Raw genomic sequence first — 15,568 nt, 5'->3', positions numbered from 1 at the left:
GTTCCAGGCCGAATCACTCGCTTTGTGATGACGATGTGATGTGGGATTCCTCTCAGGGTGATGCTTAATTCCAATGATTCTCTAATCATCGACGCCCCGATCCTTCAATTCCTTTGATCGGCTCGGGCTTCTGTTTTATGCCACTTTTGAATTCGTTCACCGAATCCTGGGGTGGAATTCTCCAGCCGCTCACCGAGCGTCAGCGGATGGATCATGGCGGACCGGAGCCGTTCAGCCAGAACGCTCCGTAGAGCGCGGAGGCGAGCGCCACGCCACCGAGGATCAGCGCTGACCTGGACGTACGCAGTCGGGCGAGGGCCAGCGCGAGGGGGAGCAAGAGGGGGAAAGCGGGCAGCAGGAGGCGCGGTTTCGAGCCGAAGTAACTCGACGCGCACAGGGCGAGCGCGACGACGATCCCCGCGTACACCAGCAGCGCCGGCGGCTGGCCCTGTCGTACACACGTCACGTACAGCCAGACGATCAGTGCGACTCCGACGATCAGTCCGACGCCGGCCAGAGCGGACGGAAATGACGTGAACTTGTCGCCCACGAAGCGGGCGAACGCGTACCCGCCGTCGAATCCGTTGCGCCAGCCCGCCTGGACGTCGAGATAGCCGAGCGGTCCCTTGCCTGTGTGGTGGCCGACCCAGAGCACATACCCGGCGGCGCCGAGCGGCGCGAGGAGCATGCCGAGGGCGCGTCGGAGCACGGGCGCGCCGGGCGCGGGGTGCGCGCTCCGATCCCGCACGAACGAGGCGATGGCCGCCACCCACAGGGCCGCGACCACCGCGGCCCCCACCGGGCGGGTCAGGCCGGCGAAGGCGGCGAGCAGACCGGCCGTCACCCAGCGGCCGGTCAGCACCGCGTAGAGCGACCAGGCGGCGAGCGCCGTGAACAGGGACTCGCTGTACGCCATCGACTGCACGATGCCGACGGGCAGCACCGCCCAGACCAGCACCGCGCAGACGCCCACGCGGGGGCCGTACACGTGGTCCGCGACGGCGAAGACGCCCCAGGCCGCGGCGAGCGAGGCCAACGTGCTGACCAGCAGCCCGGCATCCGCGTACGACAGAGGGGTGAGCGCCGAGACGAGCCGCTCCAGCCAGGGCAGCAGCGGGAAGAACGCGAGGTTCGAGTGCACGTCACCGCCTGGCAGCCGCACCTCGTAGCCGTAACCGAGATCGGCGACGCGGGTGTACCAGAGCGAATCCCAGCGGGCCGTCAGCAGTGTGTGGGCGCTCTTGCCGTTCGCCGCGCTCCACAGGGCGAGCGTGAGGACGCCCAGGGCCCGTACCGCGGCGTACCCGAGGAGGGCGGGCGCGGCCCGGCGTGGCGCGCTCGCGCCGGGCGGCGTCGCGAGGGGCGTCTCAAGATCGGTCACGGGCTCGATTATCGACGGCGGGCGGAACCGGGCGGCCGTCCGGGGCGTGGTGCACCGGGGGGAGCGTGGCGTACGCCACATGCTCGGCAAGGAGAACGTGAGAGGTCCGCCACGTGTATGAGACAGGAACTCGCGTACGCTGGCCGCTCACTCGCCTTTGATGCGTGCGTCCGGGACCCCGCTCCTCCTGGACCGCAGCCGCAGGGAGTCCCCACCCAGCGGATCGCCGAACGCGAGGGAACATCTGGGAGGTACGTACATGTCCGGGACGACCACGGCCGCCGCGCGTCGCCGTCGGGAGGCCGGGGCCGGTGCCAACCGCTGGGTCGTCCTCGTGGTGCTGTGCGTCAGCCTGCTCCTCGTGGCCCTCGATGCCACCGTGCTGCACGTCGCGGTGCCCGCCGTCACCGAGGACCTCAAGCCCGGCGCGATAGAACTGCTCTGGATCGTCGACGTCTACCCACTCGTCTGCGCCGCGCTGCTGATCCTCTTCGGCACGCTGGGCGACCGGGTGGGCCGCAGACGTGTGCTCCTCCTCGGATACGGACTCTTCGGCATCGCCTCCGGGATCGCCGCGCTCGCCGACAGCGCCCAGGTCCTCATCGGAGCGCGCGCCCTGCTCGGCGTCGGCGGCGCGATGATCATGCCCGCGACCCTGTCGATCCTGCGCCAGGTCTTTCCCGACCGGCGGGAGCGGGCGCTCGCGATCGGCATCTGGAGCGCGGTCGCCGCGGTGGGCGCGGCGGTCGGGCCGCTGCTCGGCGGGTTCCTCCTCGAACACTTCTGGTGGGGATCGGTCTTCCTCGTCAACATCCCGCTGATGCTGATCAGCCTGCCGATCGGACGGCTGCTGCTGCCCGAGTCCTACGGCGACCGCGACGGTCCCTGGGACGTGGTGGGGGCCCTGATGGCCGCCGCCGGGCTCTTCGGGCTCGTGCTCGGAGTCAAGCGGCTCGGCGGCGGTGAAGCACCGTTCGGTCCGTTCACGCTGGCGCCGCTGCTCGTGGGCGGCGCGCTGATGTTCGCCTTCGTACGGCGTCAGCGACGCCGTACGCATCCGCTGGTGGACCTGCGGATGTTCTCGCGGCCCGCGTTCAGTACGTCCGTGTGCTGCATCGTCCTCGCCATGCTCGCGCTGGTCGGGCTCGAGCTGATCGCCGCGCAGTACCTGCAACTGGTCCTCGGGCTCTCGCCCCTGCAGACCGGGCTGCGCCTGCTGCCGCTCACCTTCGCGGCGATGGCCGCGGGGCTCGCGGGGGCGCGGCTGCTGCGGCGGTTCGGGCCGCGCGCGATGGTCTGTTTCGGGTTCTGTGTCACGGCGGTGGCCGTGGTCATGCTCACCGCGATGGGAGTGGACGACAACACCGGGCTGCTGCTGTGCGGGTTCGTGCTGCTCGGGTTCGGGCTGGAGACGACGCTCTTCGGGGCGTACGAGTCGATGCTGAGCGAGGCGCCGCCGGCGCAGGCGGGTGGGGCGGCGGCGATCGGCGAGACCTCGTACCAGCTGGGGGCGGGGATCGGGATCGCGCTTCTGGGGAGCGTGATGAACGCGGCGTACGCGCCCGGACTGTCGTCCGTACGGGGGGTCTCGCCGGGGGACTCCGCTGCGGCGGGGCACTCGTTGGGAGAGGCGTACGACGTCGCCGCGCGGCTCGGCGGGGTGCGGGGGGCGGCCCTGCGTCATGCGGCTCGGGACTCCTTTGTGCACGGGCTGCATGTGACGTTGCTCGTCAGTGCGGGGTTGTTGTTGCTGGGGGCGGGGATGGCGTTGCGGTTGCCTCGGGTCATGGAGTGCGGGGTGCCTGCGGCGGGCTCGGCGGAGATTCCGGCGCCCCGGGGGGCTGCGGAGTCCCGCGTCTCGGTGTAACCGACCTTCTCCCGCCCACGCACCACCCGTTTCCAGCACGCCGACACGTGCGGCTCTCCCGTGGGGGTTGCCCGTCCGTCGGCGGCTGCGCCTTCCCGACGGCCACCGAGCGCCCCGGTCGAACCGGAAGCCGCCGATGGCGCTTCACCCCCGCGGGGGACCCGTCTTGTCAGCGTGGTGGAAACGGGTGGTGGAAACGGGTGGTGGAAACGGGTGGTGCGGGGGAGGGGGAGGTACTGGACGTGCGGGACGCTGGGTCGTACCGTCGGGGCGAGACCGTAACTAGCGGTGCTAGTTTTAGCGTGCCGGAGGCTGCCCCCATGTCCGCGTCCCCGAAGCTCCCGCCCTTCGACCCCACCGACCCCCTCGGCCTCGACGACCTTCTGGACCCGGAGGACCTGGCGATCCGGGACACCGTACGGACCTGGGCCGCGGACCGCGTGCTGCCGTACGTCGCCGAGTGGTACGAGAAGGGCGAGCTGCCCGGGATCCGGGAACTGGCGCGCGAACTGGGCGGGATCGGGGCGCTCGGGATGTCGTTGGAGGGGTACGGATGCGCGGGTGCGACCGCCGTGCAGTACGGGCTCGCCTGTCTGGAACTGGAGGCCGCCGACTCGGGCATCCGGTCCCTCGTCTCCGTACAGGGCTCCCTCGCCATGTACGCCATTCATCGGTTCGGGAGCGAGGAGCAGAAGCAGCGGTGGCTGCCGGGCATGGCCGCAGGTGAGGTCATCGGGTGCTTCGGGCTGACCGAGCCCGACCACGGGTCCGACCCGGGCGCCATGCGGACGTACGCGAAGCGCGACGGCGGCGACTGGGTGCTCAACGGGCGCAAGATGTGGATCACGAACGGGTCCGTGGCCGGGGTCGCGGTCGTCTGGGCGCAGAGCGAGGACGGGATCCGGGGGTTCGTCGTGCCCACCGACGCCCCCGGGTTCTCCGCTCCCGAGATCAAGCACAAGTGGTCCCTGCGGGCGAGCGTGACCAGTGAGCTCGTACTCGACGACGTACGGCTGCCCGCCGACGCCGTACTGCCGGACGTGACCGGGCTCAAGGGCCCGCTCAGCTGTCTGTCGCACGCGCGGTACGGGATCGTGTGGGGCTCGATGGGCGCCGCGCGGGCCAGTTTCGAGGCCGCCGTCGAGTACGCGAAGACGCGCGAGCAGTTCGGACGGCCCATCGGCGGCTTCCAGCTCACCCAGGCCAAGCTCGCCGACATGGCGGTGGAACTGCACAAGGGGATTCTGCTCGCCCACCATCTGGGGCGGCGGATGGACGCGGGACGGCTCCGTCCCGAGCAGATCAGCTTCGGCAAGCTCAACAACGTACGGGAGGCGATCGAGATCTGCCGGACCGCCCGTACCATCCTCGGCGCCAACGGGATCTCGCTCGAATACCCCGTGATGCGGCACGCGACCAACCTCGAATCGGTGCTCACCTACGAGGGCACCGTCGAGATGCATCAACTCGTGCTGGGCAAGGCGCTCACCGGACTCGACGCCTTTCGGTGAGTCGAGCACCGGAGAGCAGGGCCGGTGAGCGGCCCTGCCTCAGCTCTGGTTGAAGAAACCGTCCGTCGGGCGTCCCGGGGCCTCGCCGCTGACGATCTCGGTGTTGGCAGGGGTCAGCAGGAAGACCCGGGTGGCGACCCGCTCGATGGTGCCGCGCAGGCCGAAGGTCAGGCCGGCCGCGAAGTCCACCACGCGCTTGGCGTCGGCGGGCTCCATGGCCGTGAGGTTGATGATGACCGGGACGCCGTCCCGGAAGAGTTCGCCGATGCCGCGTGCGTCCCGGAAACTGTCCGGGGTGACCGTGCCGATCCGGCGGCCTGTCTCTTCCGCCGTCTCGGACGCGACCTTCACGCGCGGGTCCGTGACCCAGGCATCGCCGGAGTCCTGTCCTTCGGCGTAGTTGTCGTCGTCGTAGTAACGCTCGTCATCGTTGTCGTCGACGAGGCCAAGCCAGGCACTCGCCTTGCGCACCGATCCCATGGACGCCTCCTCTCACAGCGGTCTTTCTTGCTTTCCGCATCCCCATGGTCGTCCATGATGCGGATGTCGCGCCAAGTGGATAGACGCCGCGCGGGGGTTTCGTGACGGTACTGGTGCACAGCGAATTCGTCGAGAGCCCGCGTGCCCCAAGGGTGTTGCCGTGTACGGCTGCTGACTGTGAGTGAAATATGATTCTCGACGGCGTTCGGGTGATGAGTAGGGCGTACGGGTGAACGAAGGGGTCGGTACGATGCCGCAGCTCAACGTCGCACGAGGCACGGGGGAGTGTCATGTTCGGAATCGTGAGGCCCTGCAGCCACCGCCTCGGTGAGGGGCTGACAGCACAGTGGATGGCGCATCTGTGCGGACTCTGTCTCGCGTTGCGCGGAGACCACGGACAGTTCGCTCGGGTTGTCACCAATTACGACGGGCTGCTGATATCGGTTTTGACGGAGGCTCAGGCCGAGCGCACCACCGGGTGGCGGCGTACGGCGGGGCCGTGCCCGTTGCGCGGGATGCGGACCGCGTCCGTCGCGCAGGGTGAGGGAGCCCGCCTCGCCGCCGCCGTCTCGCTGGTGCTGGCCTCGGCCAAGGTGCGCGACCACGTGGCGGACAGGGACGGGCTGTTGGCACGCAGGCCGGTGGCGCTCGTGGCCCGCCGGGTCGCCGCGAACTGGGGGCGCGCCGGGGCCCGCACCGGATCCGACGTGGGCTTCGACACCGCCGTACTCGTCGACGCCGTCGACCGGCAGGTCGGCATCGAGGCGCTCGCCGGTCCCGGGACGCCGCTGCGAGCCGTCACCGAGCCCACCGAGACCGCGACCGCCGCCGCCTTCGCGCACACGGCCGTCCTGGCCGGGCGGCCGGACAACGCCGAGCCGCTCGCCGAGGCCGGCCGGCTCTTCGGGCGGCTCGCGCATCTGCTGGACGCCGTGGAGGACCGGGAGACTGACGCCGCGTCGGGAGCGTGGAACCCGCTCACGGCCACCGGCACCTCGCTCGTGGAGGCGCGCCGGCTCGCCGATGACGCGCTGTACGGGATACGGCTCGCGCTGCGCGAGGTGGCCTGGGGGTCCGGGGTCTCCCCGGAAAAGCGCAGTACGGACGGCAAGCTGGCGCATCTGCTGCTCGTGCACGAGCTGGGGCGGTCGGTGGACCGCGCGTTCGGGACCTCCGGGTGCGGGTACCAGGACCACGCGGACGGTGTGCGGGGGGCTTTCGGGCCGCCGCAGCACGGTGGGCCGTACAACCCGCAGAGCCCGCAGAGCCCGTACGACGGGCAGAATCCTTATGGTGGTGGCGGCAACCCCTTCGGTGGCGCTCCCTCCTTCCCGCCGCCAGGGCCCGGCAGACGAGGCTTCTGGGCCGGGTGCGCGGCCGCGATCGGCGTGTGCTGCACCTGCAAGGTGTGCTGTGCCGACGAGTTCGAGGGGCCGTGGTCGCGAAGGAGGCGAGAGGGCTGCCTCGGCAACTGCGACTGTGACTGCAGCTGCTGCGAGGCCTGTGAGATCTGCGAGTGCTGCTCGTGCTGCGACTGCGGACTGTGACAGAACCCGTATACGGCGGCGCGCGGCGACCGGGCGTGTGCCCGGCGGCCGTGTCCGTGGCGGGAAGGGGTCTAGTTCCTCAGTTCCGGCGGCGACATCTGCGACTTCACTATCGCGAACCGTCGTCCCCCACTTCTTGAGGATCCTGTCGTAGGTGCCGTCCGCGATCAGCTTGTTCACCGCTGCCTGGAAGGCCGGTGCCAGCTTCGTGCCCTTCTTGAAAGCGAAGCCGACGTCCAGGCGGTGGTACTCGTTGAGGAACTTGACGCCCTGTTGGTGGGCGACGGCGTAGCGCAGGCCGTTGATGGTGCTCATCACGAGGTCGCTGCGGCCCTGTTGGAGTGAGGACCAGATTGCGCCCTGTTCGCTGTAGGTCTGCACCTTGTACGCCTTCTTGCCGGCGTCGGTGCAGACCTTCTTGTTCTCCTCCAGCGTCGCCTCGAAGGTGGTGCCCGCTCCGGTCGCGACGTTCAGGCCGCACAGCTGCTTGAGGTCGGTGATCTTGGCCGGCTTGCTGTCGGAGCGTGTGGCGAAGCCCTGGCCGTCGTTGATGTAGGTGACGAAGTCGATCGTCTTGCGCCGCTCGTCGGTGACGCCGAAGTTGCCGGCCCCGAAGTCGTATTTGCCGCTGTCCAGGGCCGGCAGGATCGCCTCGAAGCCGGCCTGTTCCGTCTTGAGTCCGATGCCGAGCGCCTTGGCCACGGCCTCCGCGAAGTCGACGTCCTGGCCCGTCAGCGTCCGCATGCCGTGAGGAGCAGGGCCGCCGAGGTGATGATGACGAAGGGGGCAAAATGCCGATAACGGGTACGTATCGACGTACGCATGGTGTGCGGTCTCCTGAGAGCAAGAGTGAGCAGAACCCGAGGGGAGGGTGCGCGTGTGAAGGCGAAAGGGAGGGAGAACGCGAAGGGCGCCCGGTCGGCCAGGGGATCAGGTGATCGGATTGATCAAGGGATCAAGCGATCGGGGCGCGCAGTGGGTCAGCTCAACAGGAAGAGGACCACACGCGACCGAAGTCGATGTGGGAGCGCTTGACCAGCCACTGCTGTGGATGCATGGGCCAAGTGGAACAGGCATCCGGTGGTGCGTCAACTGACTTGAGACGTACGGCTCACAGTATGGACAGCCTTGACAGCGGGGGGAAACGGGCCCGTACTCTCGGTGGACGGCCCTGCTGAGGGGCTCGGCCGTACTGCGCCGTGAGGCGCTTCGTGTGAAGGCATCCACCCGTGTTCGGCCACGTCACGGAGTCTTCGTATGTCTTCCGACACCCTCGCCAAAACATCCGCCGCACCGGACATACCGGAGCAGGCCGACTCCCTGCGGATCGTTCCGCGGCGCCACCTGGGCCAGTGGACGGCCGCCGTCGCCGTACTCGTCGTGCTCGGGCTCGCCGTCACCTCCGTCGTCCGCAACAAGGCGTTCCAATGGGGGGTGGTCGGTGACTACTTCACCTCGGACTCCGTGCTGCGCGGCCTGTGGCTCACCCTGTGGCTGACGGCTGTGGTGATGGTGCTCGGCTTCGCGCTGGGGACACTGCTCGCGGCGGCCCGGTTGTCCGGCAATCCCGTGCTGCGCAGCGTCAGTTGGGGTCATGTGTGGCTGTTCCGGTCGATTCCGATCCTGGTGCAGCTGTTGCTGTGGTTCAACATCGGGGCGCTGTATCCCGAGATCCTCGGCGTGAAGACGGTCAATCTGTTCACCCCGATCGCGGTCGCGATCATGGGGCTCACCCTGCACGAGGCCGCGTACGCCGCCGAGGTGGTGCGCGGCGGCATCCTCTCCGTCGACCGCGGGCAGATCGAGGCCGCGCGGGCCCTCGGTCTGAGCCGGTGGAGCCGGTGGAGCCGGTGGTGGCGGATCGTGCTGCCACAGGCGATGCGCTCCATCGTGCCGCCCGCCGGGAACATGCTGATCGGCACCCTCAAGGGCACCTCGATCATCAGCGTCATCGCCGTGCAGGACCTGCTCTTCTCGGTACAGCTGGTCTACCACCGCACCTACCAGGTCATCCCGCTGCTGATGGTCGCCACCCTCTGGTACACCGTCGTCATCTCGGTCCTCGGCCTCGGCCAGTCCTACGTCGAGAAGCACTACGCGCGCGGCTCGGAGCGCACCCGGTGACGCCCACTCTCGTGATCGTCGGGGCCGGGCCGCGGGGTACCGGTCTCATCGAGCGCATCGCCGCCAACGCGCCCGAGCTGTACGCGGGTTCGGGACTCGACATCCATCTCGTCGACCCCCATCCGCCGGGCGCCGGACGCATCTGGCGCGAGGCGCAGTCGCCGCTGCTGTGGATGAACTCGCACGCCGAGGACGTCACCATGTTCACCGACGAGACGGTGGTCATGGACGGGCCCGTGCGCCCCGGTCCCACGCTGCACGAATGGGCGGCCGTCGACGGCCGTACCTTCGCCGACCGACAGCTGCAAGGGGCGTACCTGAGCTGGGTGCACGAGCAGGCCGTGGCCGCCCTGCCGCCGGACGTCACCGTCCACCATCACCCGTGCAGGGCCCTGCGTGTCAGCGGCCCGCGCGAGGGGCGCCAGCAGGTGTGGCTGGAGGGCCGTCCGCGTCCCCTTCTCGCCGACCTCGTCGTTCTCGCGCTCGGCCATCTCGACGCCGAACTCAACCAGGAGCAGCGCGAGTTGGCGACGTACGCGCATGCCCACGACCTGGTCCATCTGCCGCCCGACTTCACCGCCGACAGTGACCTGTCCTCGCTCGCGCCCGGCGAACCCGTCCTCGTGCGGGGCTTCGGGCTCGCCTTCGTCGACCTGATGGTGCTGCTCACGGAGGGGCGGGGCGGGCGGTACGACGGTGACACCTACCTTCCGTCGGGGCGGGAACCGGTGCTGCATGTCGGGTCGCGGCGCGGAGTGCCCTACCACTCGAAGATCGGTTACGACTGGACCGGTGAACGGCCGCCGCTGCCACGGTTCTTCGGGCCCGCCGAGGTCGACGCGCTGCTGGCGCGGCCGGAGGGCTTCGACTTCCGGCGGGATGTGTGGCCGTCGATCGAGAAGGAGCTGGGGTTCGCGCACTACCACCGGCTGTTCACCGTCCACCCCGAGCGGACGGCGATCGCCTGGAGCGACTTCGAGGAGAAGTACGCGGCCGGGGAGGCGGCGGAGCGCGAGGCCCTCGTGGCATCCGCCGTGCCCGACCCCGCCGACCGGCTCGACCTCGCGGCGCTCGACCGTCCGCTGGACGGGGTGCGGTACGCGTCGCACGAGGAGTTCCAGGAGGGTCTGCGGGCGTACGTCGAGGAAGATCTGAGTCGTCGTCATGATCCCGGAAACAGCCCCGACCTCGCCGTCTTTCTCGGACTCCTCTCCGTCTACGGGCAGTTGATCCGGCTCGGAGACGTCGGAGCCTGGTGGCACGGCTTCTTCAGCTACCTCGCCTCAGGGCCGCCCGGACCCCGGCTGCGGCAGCTGCTCGCACTGTCCCGGGCCGGCGTCGTGAGGTTCGTGGGCGCGGACATGGCCGTGGTCGCCGAGGACGGGGTGTTCCGGGCGTCGAGCGCGACCGTGCCGGGCGAGACGGTCGAGGCGCGGGCGCTCGTCGAGGCGCGGCTGCCCGAGCCCACCGTCGGGCGCGCCCTCGACCCGCTGCTGCGTGAACTGCACGCCGACGGGGCAGTCGAGACCCCGGAGGGGCTGCTGCGGGTGGACCGCTGCGACGGTCGGATCCTCGACCGGGCCGGCCGGCCGCATCCGCGGCGCTTCGCGCTGGGGCCCTACACCGACGTACGTACCCCCGGCGCCTTCACCAGGCCGCGCACCGGCGGGCCCGCGTTCCGGCAGAACGACGCCACCGCGCGAGCCGCGCTGGCGTTCCTGCGCGATCTTGCGTATCGGGCCGCCGCGTAACCCCCGACCGCCAACTCCACTGCCAGCACAAGGGATTCACACGATGACCTCCATGGTCGACATCAGGTCCGTCCAAGCAGGGGCGGGTGCGCGTTGCCGACCCCCTCGCGGTGGCGGAGAAGTGGCGGGCCCTGTCGCGGGCGAAGGGGTTGTCCATCCGGCAGACCGTGATCGAGGCGTCCGGGCGGCAGTCCTTCGTCGGCACGCCGGAGACGGTCGCCGCCGAACTCGACGAGTTCGTGACGGCCGGCGCCGCCGACGGCTTCATCCTCGTCCCCCATCTGACCCCGGGCGGACTGGACGAGTTCGTGGACCGGGTGGTCCCGCTGCTCCAGGAGCGGGGCGCCTTCCGCACGGAATACACGGGCACGACGCTGCGCTCACACCTCGGGTTGCCGGAACCCGTATGGAAGGGTTGATCACATGACGAAAGACGCATCCGAGGAATGGGAGCGGTGGCACGAGCGCCGCGTCGAGACGGTGTCCGCCTCCCACGGCCCGTTGGCGCTCACCGGCACGCACTGGCTGGAGGACTATCCGGACGGGCGACTTCCGGACATCCCCGGGCTGTGGACCGATCAGGAGGACGGGGTCCTGCTGACGGCCGCCCCCGAGGACGGTCTGAGCCTGGACGGGAAGCCCTTCACCGGCGAGGCCCGGCTCGACGCCGACCCCGGGCCCGCGGCCGAGTCCCGGGTCGGGCTCGGCGAGCGCCGGTTCGTCGTCCTGGTGCGCGAAGGGATCTGGGGCGTACGCGACTTCGACCCCGCCTCCGAGGCGCGCGCGGCATTCAAGGGCGTCGAGGCGACGCCGTACGACCCCCGCTGGTCGGTGCCGGGGCACTTCACGCCGTACGGCGAGAGCCGGACCGTCCATGTGGAGAACGCGGACGGAGTCGCCCGCGGTCTGGGGCTCGGCGGCATCCTCGCCTTCACCCTGGACGGCGAGGACCTCACGCTCCAGGTGTCGGTGGAGAGCGACGGCTCGCTGTGGGCCGTGTTCGCCGACACGACCAGCGGGGACAGCAGCTACCGCTTCCGGTTCCTGCGCCCCGCGGCACCCGACGCCGAGGGGCGTACGACGGTGGACTTCAACCGGGCCGTGCTTCCGCCGTGCGCGTTCGCCGATCACTTCATCTGCCCCTTCCCGCCGCCCGGGAACACCCTGGTCGTGGCCGTCCCGGCGGGGGAGCGCACGCTGCTCTGACGGTTCACTCCGCCGCACCCTCCACGCCCTCCGCTCACTCCTCCGAGCTCTCCAGGCGCTTCGAGTGCCCCGACGATCCACACGCAATCCGCACACCCGAGTCTGGGAAGATCAACTACCGCTGGTGGTACGTCAGTTGAACGCTGCACGGCCGAAAGGTGCCCTTGCGCCCGTCGGCCGTGCGGCCGAATACTCCCCCACAGCGCTTGTCAGGAGCACGGCTTGTCCGGAATCCGGTCGGGCGGCTCTCGGCTGCGCCTCACGGGCCCCGACCCCACGCGGGCCCCCTACTTCCCTCGGGAGGAACGACAAGTGAGGATCAAGCGCACCACCCCCCGCAGCGGTATAGCGAGACGGACCCGGCTGATCGCCGTGACCACCGGACTCCTGGCCGCCGCAGCGTTCTCCGTCCCCACCGCGAACGCATCCGACGTCCATACGTTCAGCGCCACCCAGCTGAGCACGGTGAACAAGTCGGTACTCAAGTCCGACATCGCGGGAACCGCCTGGGCGGTCGACGCCAAGACGAACCGCGTCGTCGTCACCGTCGACAGCACGGTCTCCAAGGCCGAGATCGCGAAGATCAAGAAGGATGCGGGCGGCAACGCCGCGGCCCTCACGATCAAGCACACCCCGGGCAAGTTCAAGAAGCTGATCACCGGTGGCGACGCCATCTACGGCGGTGCCTACCGCTGCTCGCTCGGCTTCAACGTGCACAGCGGGAGCACCTACTACTTCCTGACCGCCGGCCACTGCGGTGAGGTCGCCTCCACCTGGTACTCCAACTCGGGTCACACCACCACGCTGGGCACGAACGTCAGCTACAGCTTCCCGACGAACGACTTCGCGCTGGTGCGCTACACCAACAGCTCGATCGCGCACCCGAGCGCGGTCGGCAGCCAGACCATCAGCAGCGCCGCCACGCCCAGCGTGGGCACGACCGTCTACCGTCGCGGCTCGACCACGGGCACGCACAGCGGCCGGGTCACCGCGCTGAACGCCACGGTCAACTACGGCAGCGGCGACGTGGTCTACCAGATGATCCAGACCACGGTCTGCGCCGAGGGTGGCGACAGCGGCGGTCCGCTCTACGGGGGTTCCGTCGCCTACGGTCTGACCTCCGGCGGCAGTGGTGACTGCACCTCCGGCGGTACGACCTTCTTCCAGCCGGTCACCGAGGCGCTGAGCTACTACGGCGTGAGCGTCGGCTGACCGACGGTACCCCGTAACACCCGCACGACCGGACCTGCAGCCAGCAGCAGGCGAGCCCCCGTACGCAACTGTCGTGCGGGGGCTCGCCCTTGCTCGGGTGACGGAGTTACCGTCGAGGTACACGCCGGGTACGCGCCTGATGCGGTACTTGCCCGATGCGCCCACTTCGGACCCTGGGGGGCCGTGATGGTCGAGGAACTGGTGGCGGCGGGAGTCTCCGTCGCATCCGTGGGGATCGTCTACGCGATGGCCGGGGCCCGTGTCGTCAAACAGTACGAACGCGGTGTGGTGTTGCGCCTGGGCCGGTTGCGCTCGGACGTGCGTGGGCCCGGGTTCACCATGGTGGTGCCCTTCGTCGACAAGCTGCGCAAGGTCAACATGCAGATCGTGACGATGCCCGTCCCCGCGCAGGAGGGCATCACGCGGGACAACGTCACGGTCCGGGTCGACGCGGTCGTCTACTTCAAGGTGGTCGACGCGACCGATGCGGTCATCCAGGTCGAGGACTACCAGTTCGCGGTCTCGCAGATGGCGCAGACCTCGCTGCGCTCGATCATCGGCAAGAGCGACCTGGACGATCTGCTCTCCAACCGGGAGAAGCTCAACCAGGGCCTGGAGCTGATGATCGACAGTCCTGCCATGGGCTGGGGTGTGCAGATCGACCGGGTCGAGATCAAGGACGTGTCGCTGCCGGAGACGATGAAACGGTCGATGGCCCGGCAGGCCGAGGCCGACCGTGAACGGCGCGCGCGGGTCATCAACGCGGACGCCGAGCTCCAGGCGTCGAAGAAGCTGGCGGAGGCCGCCGGGGTGATGTCCGAACAGCCCGCCGCGCTCCAACTGCGGCTGCTGCAGACCGTGGTGGCGGTCGCCGCCGAGAAGAACTCCACCCTGGTGCTTCCCTTCCCGGTGGAACTGCTGCGGTTCCTGGAACGGGCACAGCAGCCGGCCGCCCCGGCACCCGAGCAGGCGCGGCCGTCGACCGAGCAGCCGGTGCGGGAACCGGTGGAGCAATCGGTGCGGGAATCGGTGGAGCAGCCGGTGCGGGAACCGGTGGAGCAATCGGTGCAGGAGCAACCGTCTTCCCTCGCGCCCCCGTTGGGATCGGACCCTGAAGGATCGAAAACCGGACAGGACTAGACCTCACGGGCTGCACATGGGTCACTCGCACGCGGTGTTTGCACTGCGAACGCACAGGGTGCGATCACACAGGGTCAAGGCGCCGGGGGCGTGCACCCGTTGCTGTACGCGCGTCCTGAAGTCGACCTTGTGAGCCACCTGTGGGTCTCGGAATAGTGGGCGCCCGTACGCCTTTCGATTCCGTACGCCTTCCGGCCCCGGAGGTCCCCACGACCTCCCGGGCCGCCCCCCACAGGAGGACGCGAAGTGAAGCACCGACGTATATCCGGGCGGCGCGCAGCCGTGGCAGGCGCGAGTGTCGCCGCCCTGATCGCCGCGGGAGTCACCTTCCAGACTGCGAACGCGAGCGAGACGCAGAAGAGCGCGGCGCCCCGGCCGCTCTCGATCACGGCGGCCGGAAAGCTCGCCTCGACGCTCGGCAAGGACCTGGGTCCCGACGCGGCGGGAACCTATTACGACGCGAAGGCCGGGCACCTCGTCGTCAACGTGCTCGACCGGGCCGCGGCGAGTGTCGTCGAGGCGGCCGGCGCCCAGGCCAGAATCGTCGAGAACTCCCTCGCCGAGCTGACGAGCGCCCGTACCACCCTCAAGAAGGACGCGACCATCCCCGGCACGTCCTGGGCGACCGACCCGGGGACCAACAAGGTCGTCGTCACCGCCGACCGCACGGTCGGGGGCACGGCCCTCGCCCGGCTGACCAAGGTCGTCGAAGGTCTCGGCGCCAAGGCCGAACTCCAGCGTACGAAGGGGGAGTTCAAGCCCTTCATCGCGGGCGGCGACGCGATCACCGGCTCCGGCGGGCGCTGCTCGCTCGGCTTCAACGTGGTCAAGGGCGGCCAGCCGTACTTCATCACCGCCGGGCACTGCACCCGGGCGATCTCCACCTGGTCGGACTCCAGCGGCAAGGAGATCGGCACGAACGAGCAGTCCAGCTTCCCCGGCAATGACTTCGGTCTGGTCAAGTACACCTCGACGGTCGACCACCCGAGCGAGGTCGATCTCTACAACGGCTCCGCGCAGCCCATCACCCAGGCGGGTGCGGCGACCGTCGGGCAGTCGGTGACGCGCAGCGGTTCGACGACCCAGGTGCACAGCGGCACGGTCACCGGCCTGGACGCCACCGTGAACTACGGCAACGGCGACATCGTCGACGGACTCATCCAGACCGATGTCTGCGCCGAGCCCGGTGACAGCGGCGGCTCGCTCTTCTCGGGCTCCACGGCCATCGGCCTCACCTCGGGCGGCAGCGGCGACTGCACCTCGGGCGGCGAGACCTTCTTCCAGCCGGTCACCGAGGCGCTCTCGGCCTTCGGCGCCCAGATCGGCTGACGCGCTCCCGTCCTGCCTGC

Annotated in this window: 11 protein-coding genes and 2 pseudogenes; 10 read left to right on the top strand and 3 right to left on the bottom strand. The window is 69.7% G+C overall.

Features of this window, described 5'->3' with window-relative positions; all coding sequences use genetic code 11:
• Positions 1-211: 211 nt before the first annotated feature.
• A complete protein-coding gene (locus tag ACIRA5_RS45215; protein WP_403701930.1) occupies positions 212-1,381 on the bottom strand; it encodes a glycosyltransferase family 39 protein in 1,170 nt (389 codons plus the stop codon).
• A 259-nt stretch (positions 1,382-1,640) separates the two neighbouring features.
• Here ACIRA5_RS45215 and ACIRA5_RS45210 point away from each other — a divergent pair, with 259 nt between their 5' ends.
• Both ACIRA5_RS45210 and ACIRA5_RS45205 read left to right on the top strand, forming a co-directional pair.
• On the top strand, positions 1,641-3,248 hold the full coding sequence (locus tag ACIRA5_RS45210; RefSeq protein ID WP_403701927.1) for an MFS transporter: 1,608 nt from the start codon (positions 1,641-1,643) through the stop codon (positions 3,246-3,248).
• Positions 3,249-3,568: 320 nt separating this feature from the next.
• Positions 3,569-4,759 carry an acyl-CoA dehydrogenase family protein gene (locus ACIRA5_RS45205; RefSeq protein WP_403701924.1) on the top strand — a complete coding sequence of 397 codons (1,191 nt, stop codon included), beginning with the start codon at positions 3,569-3,571 and terminating at the stop codon, positions 4,757-4,759.
• Positions 4,760-4,798: 39 nt separating this feature from the next.
• Here ACIRA5_RS45205 and ACIRA5_RS45200 read toward each other — a convergent pair whose 3' ends face one another.
• Positions 4,799-5,239, bottom strand: a complete 441-nt coding sequence (locus ACIRA5_RS45200; RefSeq protein WP_352051383.1) for a cell division protein SepF — start codon at positions 5,237-5,239, stop codon at positions 4,799-4,801.
• A gap of 290 nt (positions 5,240-5,529) precedes the next feature.
• On the opposite strand from ACIRA5_RS45200, the gene ACIRA5_RS45195 reads away from it, so the two are divergent.
• Positions 5,530-6,786 (top strand): DUF5685 family protein, encoded by a 1,257-nt coding sequence (locus ACIRA5_RS45195; protein ID WP_403701921.1) that lies wholly within the window; start codon positions 5,530-5,532, stop codon positions 6,784-6,786.
• 71 nt (positions 6,787-6,857) lie between these two features.
• Here the strand turns inward: ACIRA5_RS45195 and ACIRA5_RS45190 are convergent.
• Positions 6,858-7,527: pseudogene (locus ACIRA5_RS45190) on the bottom strand (ABC transporter substrate-binding protein); the annotation flags it as partial.
• A gap of 516 nt (positions 7,528-8,043) precedes the next feature.
• Here ACIRA5_RS45190 and ACIRA5_RS45185 point away from each other — a divergent pair.
• The 7 genes and pseudogenes from ACIRA5_RS45185 (at position 8,044) to ACIRA5_RS45155 (ending at position 15,548) form a co-directional block, all read left to right on the top strand.
• Entirely contained in the window at positions 8,044-8,910 is an 867-nt protein-coding gene (locus tag ACIRA5_RS45185) for an amino acid ABC transporter permease (protein WP_403701919.1), read from the top strand.
• Complete coding sequence (locus ACIRA5_RS45180) at positions 8,907-10,661, top strand: FAD/NAD(P)-binding protein (protein ID WP_403701916.1); 1,755 nt, start codon at positions 8,907-8,909, stop codon at positions 10,659-10,661. Before ACIRA5_RS45185 ends, ACIRA5_RS45180 begins: the two co-directional genes overlap by 4 nt.
• Positions 10,662-10,738: 77 nt before the next feature.
• Positions 10,739-11,080: pseudogene (locus ACIRA5_RS45175) on the top strand (F420-dependent methylene-tetrahydromethanopterin reductase); the annotation flags it as partial.
• 4 nt (positions 11,081-11,084) lie between these two features.
• The gene (locus ACIRA5_RS45170; protein WP_403701913.1) at positions 11,085-11,867 is read left to right on the top strand and encodes a DUF1684 domain-containing protein; all 783 of its coding nucleotides are present in this window, start codon (positions 11,085-11,087) and stop codon (positions 11,865-11,867) included.
• 312 nt (positions 11,868-12,179) lie between these two features.
• A complete protein-coding gene (locus ACIRA5_RS45165) occupies positions 12,180-13,079 on the top strand; it encodes a S1 family peptidase (protein ID WP_403701910.1) in 900 nt (299 codons plus the stop codon).
• A 186-nt stretch (positions 13,080-13,265) separates the two neighbouring features.
• Positions 13,266-14,219 carry a slipin family protein gene (locus tag ACIRA5_RS45160; protein WP_403701907.1) on the top strand — a complete coding sequence of 318 codons (954 nt, stop codon included), beginning with the start codon at positions 13,266-13,268 and terminating at the stop codon, positions 14,217-14,219.
• A gap of 246 nt (positions 14,220-14,465) precedes the next feature.
• Positions 14,466-15,548: a S1 family peptidase gene (locus ACIRA5_RS45155; RefSeq protein ID WP_403701904.1), complete on the top strand. Its 1,083-nt coding sequence runs from the start codon at positions 14,466-14,468 to the stop codon at positions 15,546-15,548.
• The last annotated feature ends 20 nt before the right edge of the window (positions 15,549-15,568 follow it).

It is taken from the genome of Streptomyces sp. NPDC096311, assembly GCF_044763085.1.
Taxonomy (GTDB): domain Bacteria; phylum Actinomycetota; class Actinomycetes; order Streptomycetales; family Streptomycetaceae; genus Streptomyces.
The sequence above is the reverse complement of the archived record's forward strand: the minus strand, read 5'-3'. Positions and strand labels throughout refer to the sequence as shown.

Coding starts and splice junctions, on each gene's coding strand:
- ACIRA5_RS45160 (WP_403701907.1), top strand. CDS start 13,266: ATGGTCGAGGAACTGGTGGCGGCGGGAGTCTCCGTCGCATCCGTGGGG.
- ACIRA5_RS45210 (WP_403701927.1), top strand. CDS start 1,641: ATGTCCGGGACGACCACGGCCGCCGCGCGTCGCCGTCGGGAGGCCGGG.
- ACIRA5_RS45195 (WP_403701921.1), top strand. CDS start 5,530: ATGTTCGGAATCGTGAGGCCCTGCAGCCACCGCCTCGGTGAGGGGCTG.
- ACIRA5_RS45205 (WP_403701924.1), top strand. CDS start 3,569: ATGTCCGCGTCCCCGAAGCTCCCGCCCTTCGACCCCACCGACCCCCTC.
- ACIRA5_RS45170 (WP_403701913.1), top strand. CDS start 11,085: ATGACGAAAGACGCATCCGAGGAATGGGAGCGGTGGCACGAGCGCCGC.
- ACIRA5_RS45200 (WP_352051383.1), bottom strand. CDS start 5,239: ATGGGATCGGTGCGCAAGGCGAGTGCCTGGCTTGGCCTCGTCGACGAC.
- ACIRA5_RS45185 (WP_403701919.1), top strand. CDS start 8,044: ATGTCTTCCGACACCCTCGCCAAAACATCCGCCGCACCGGACATACCG.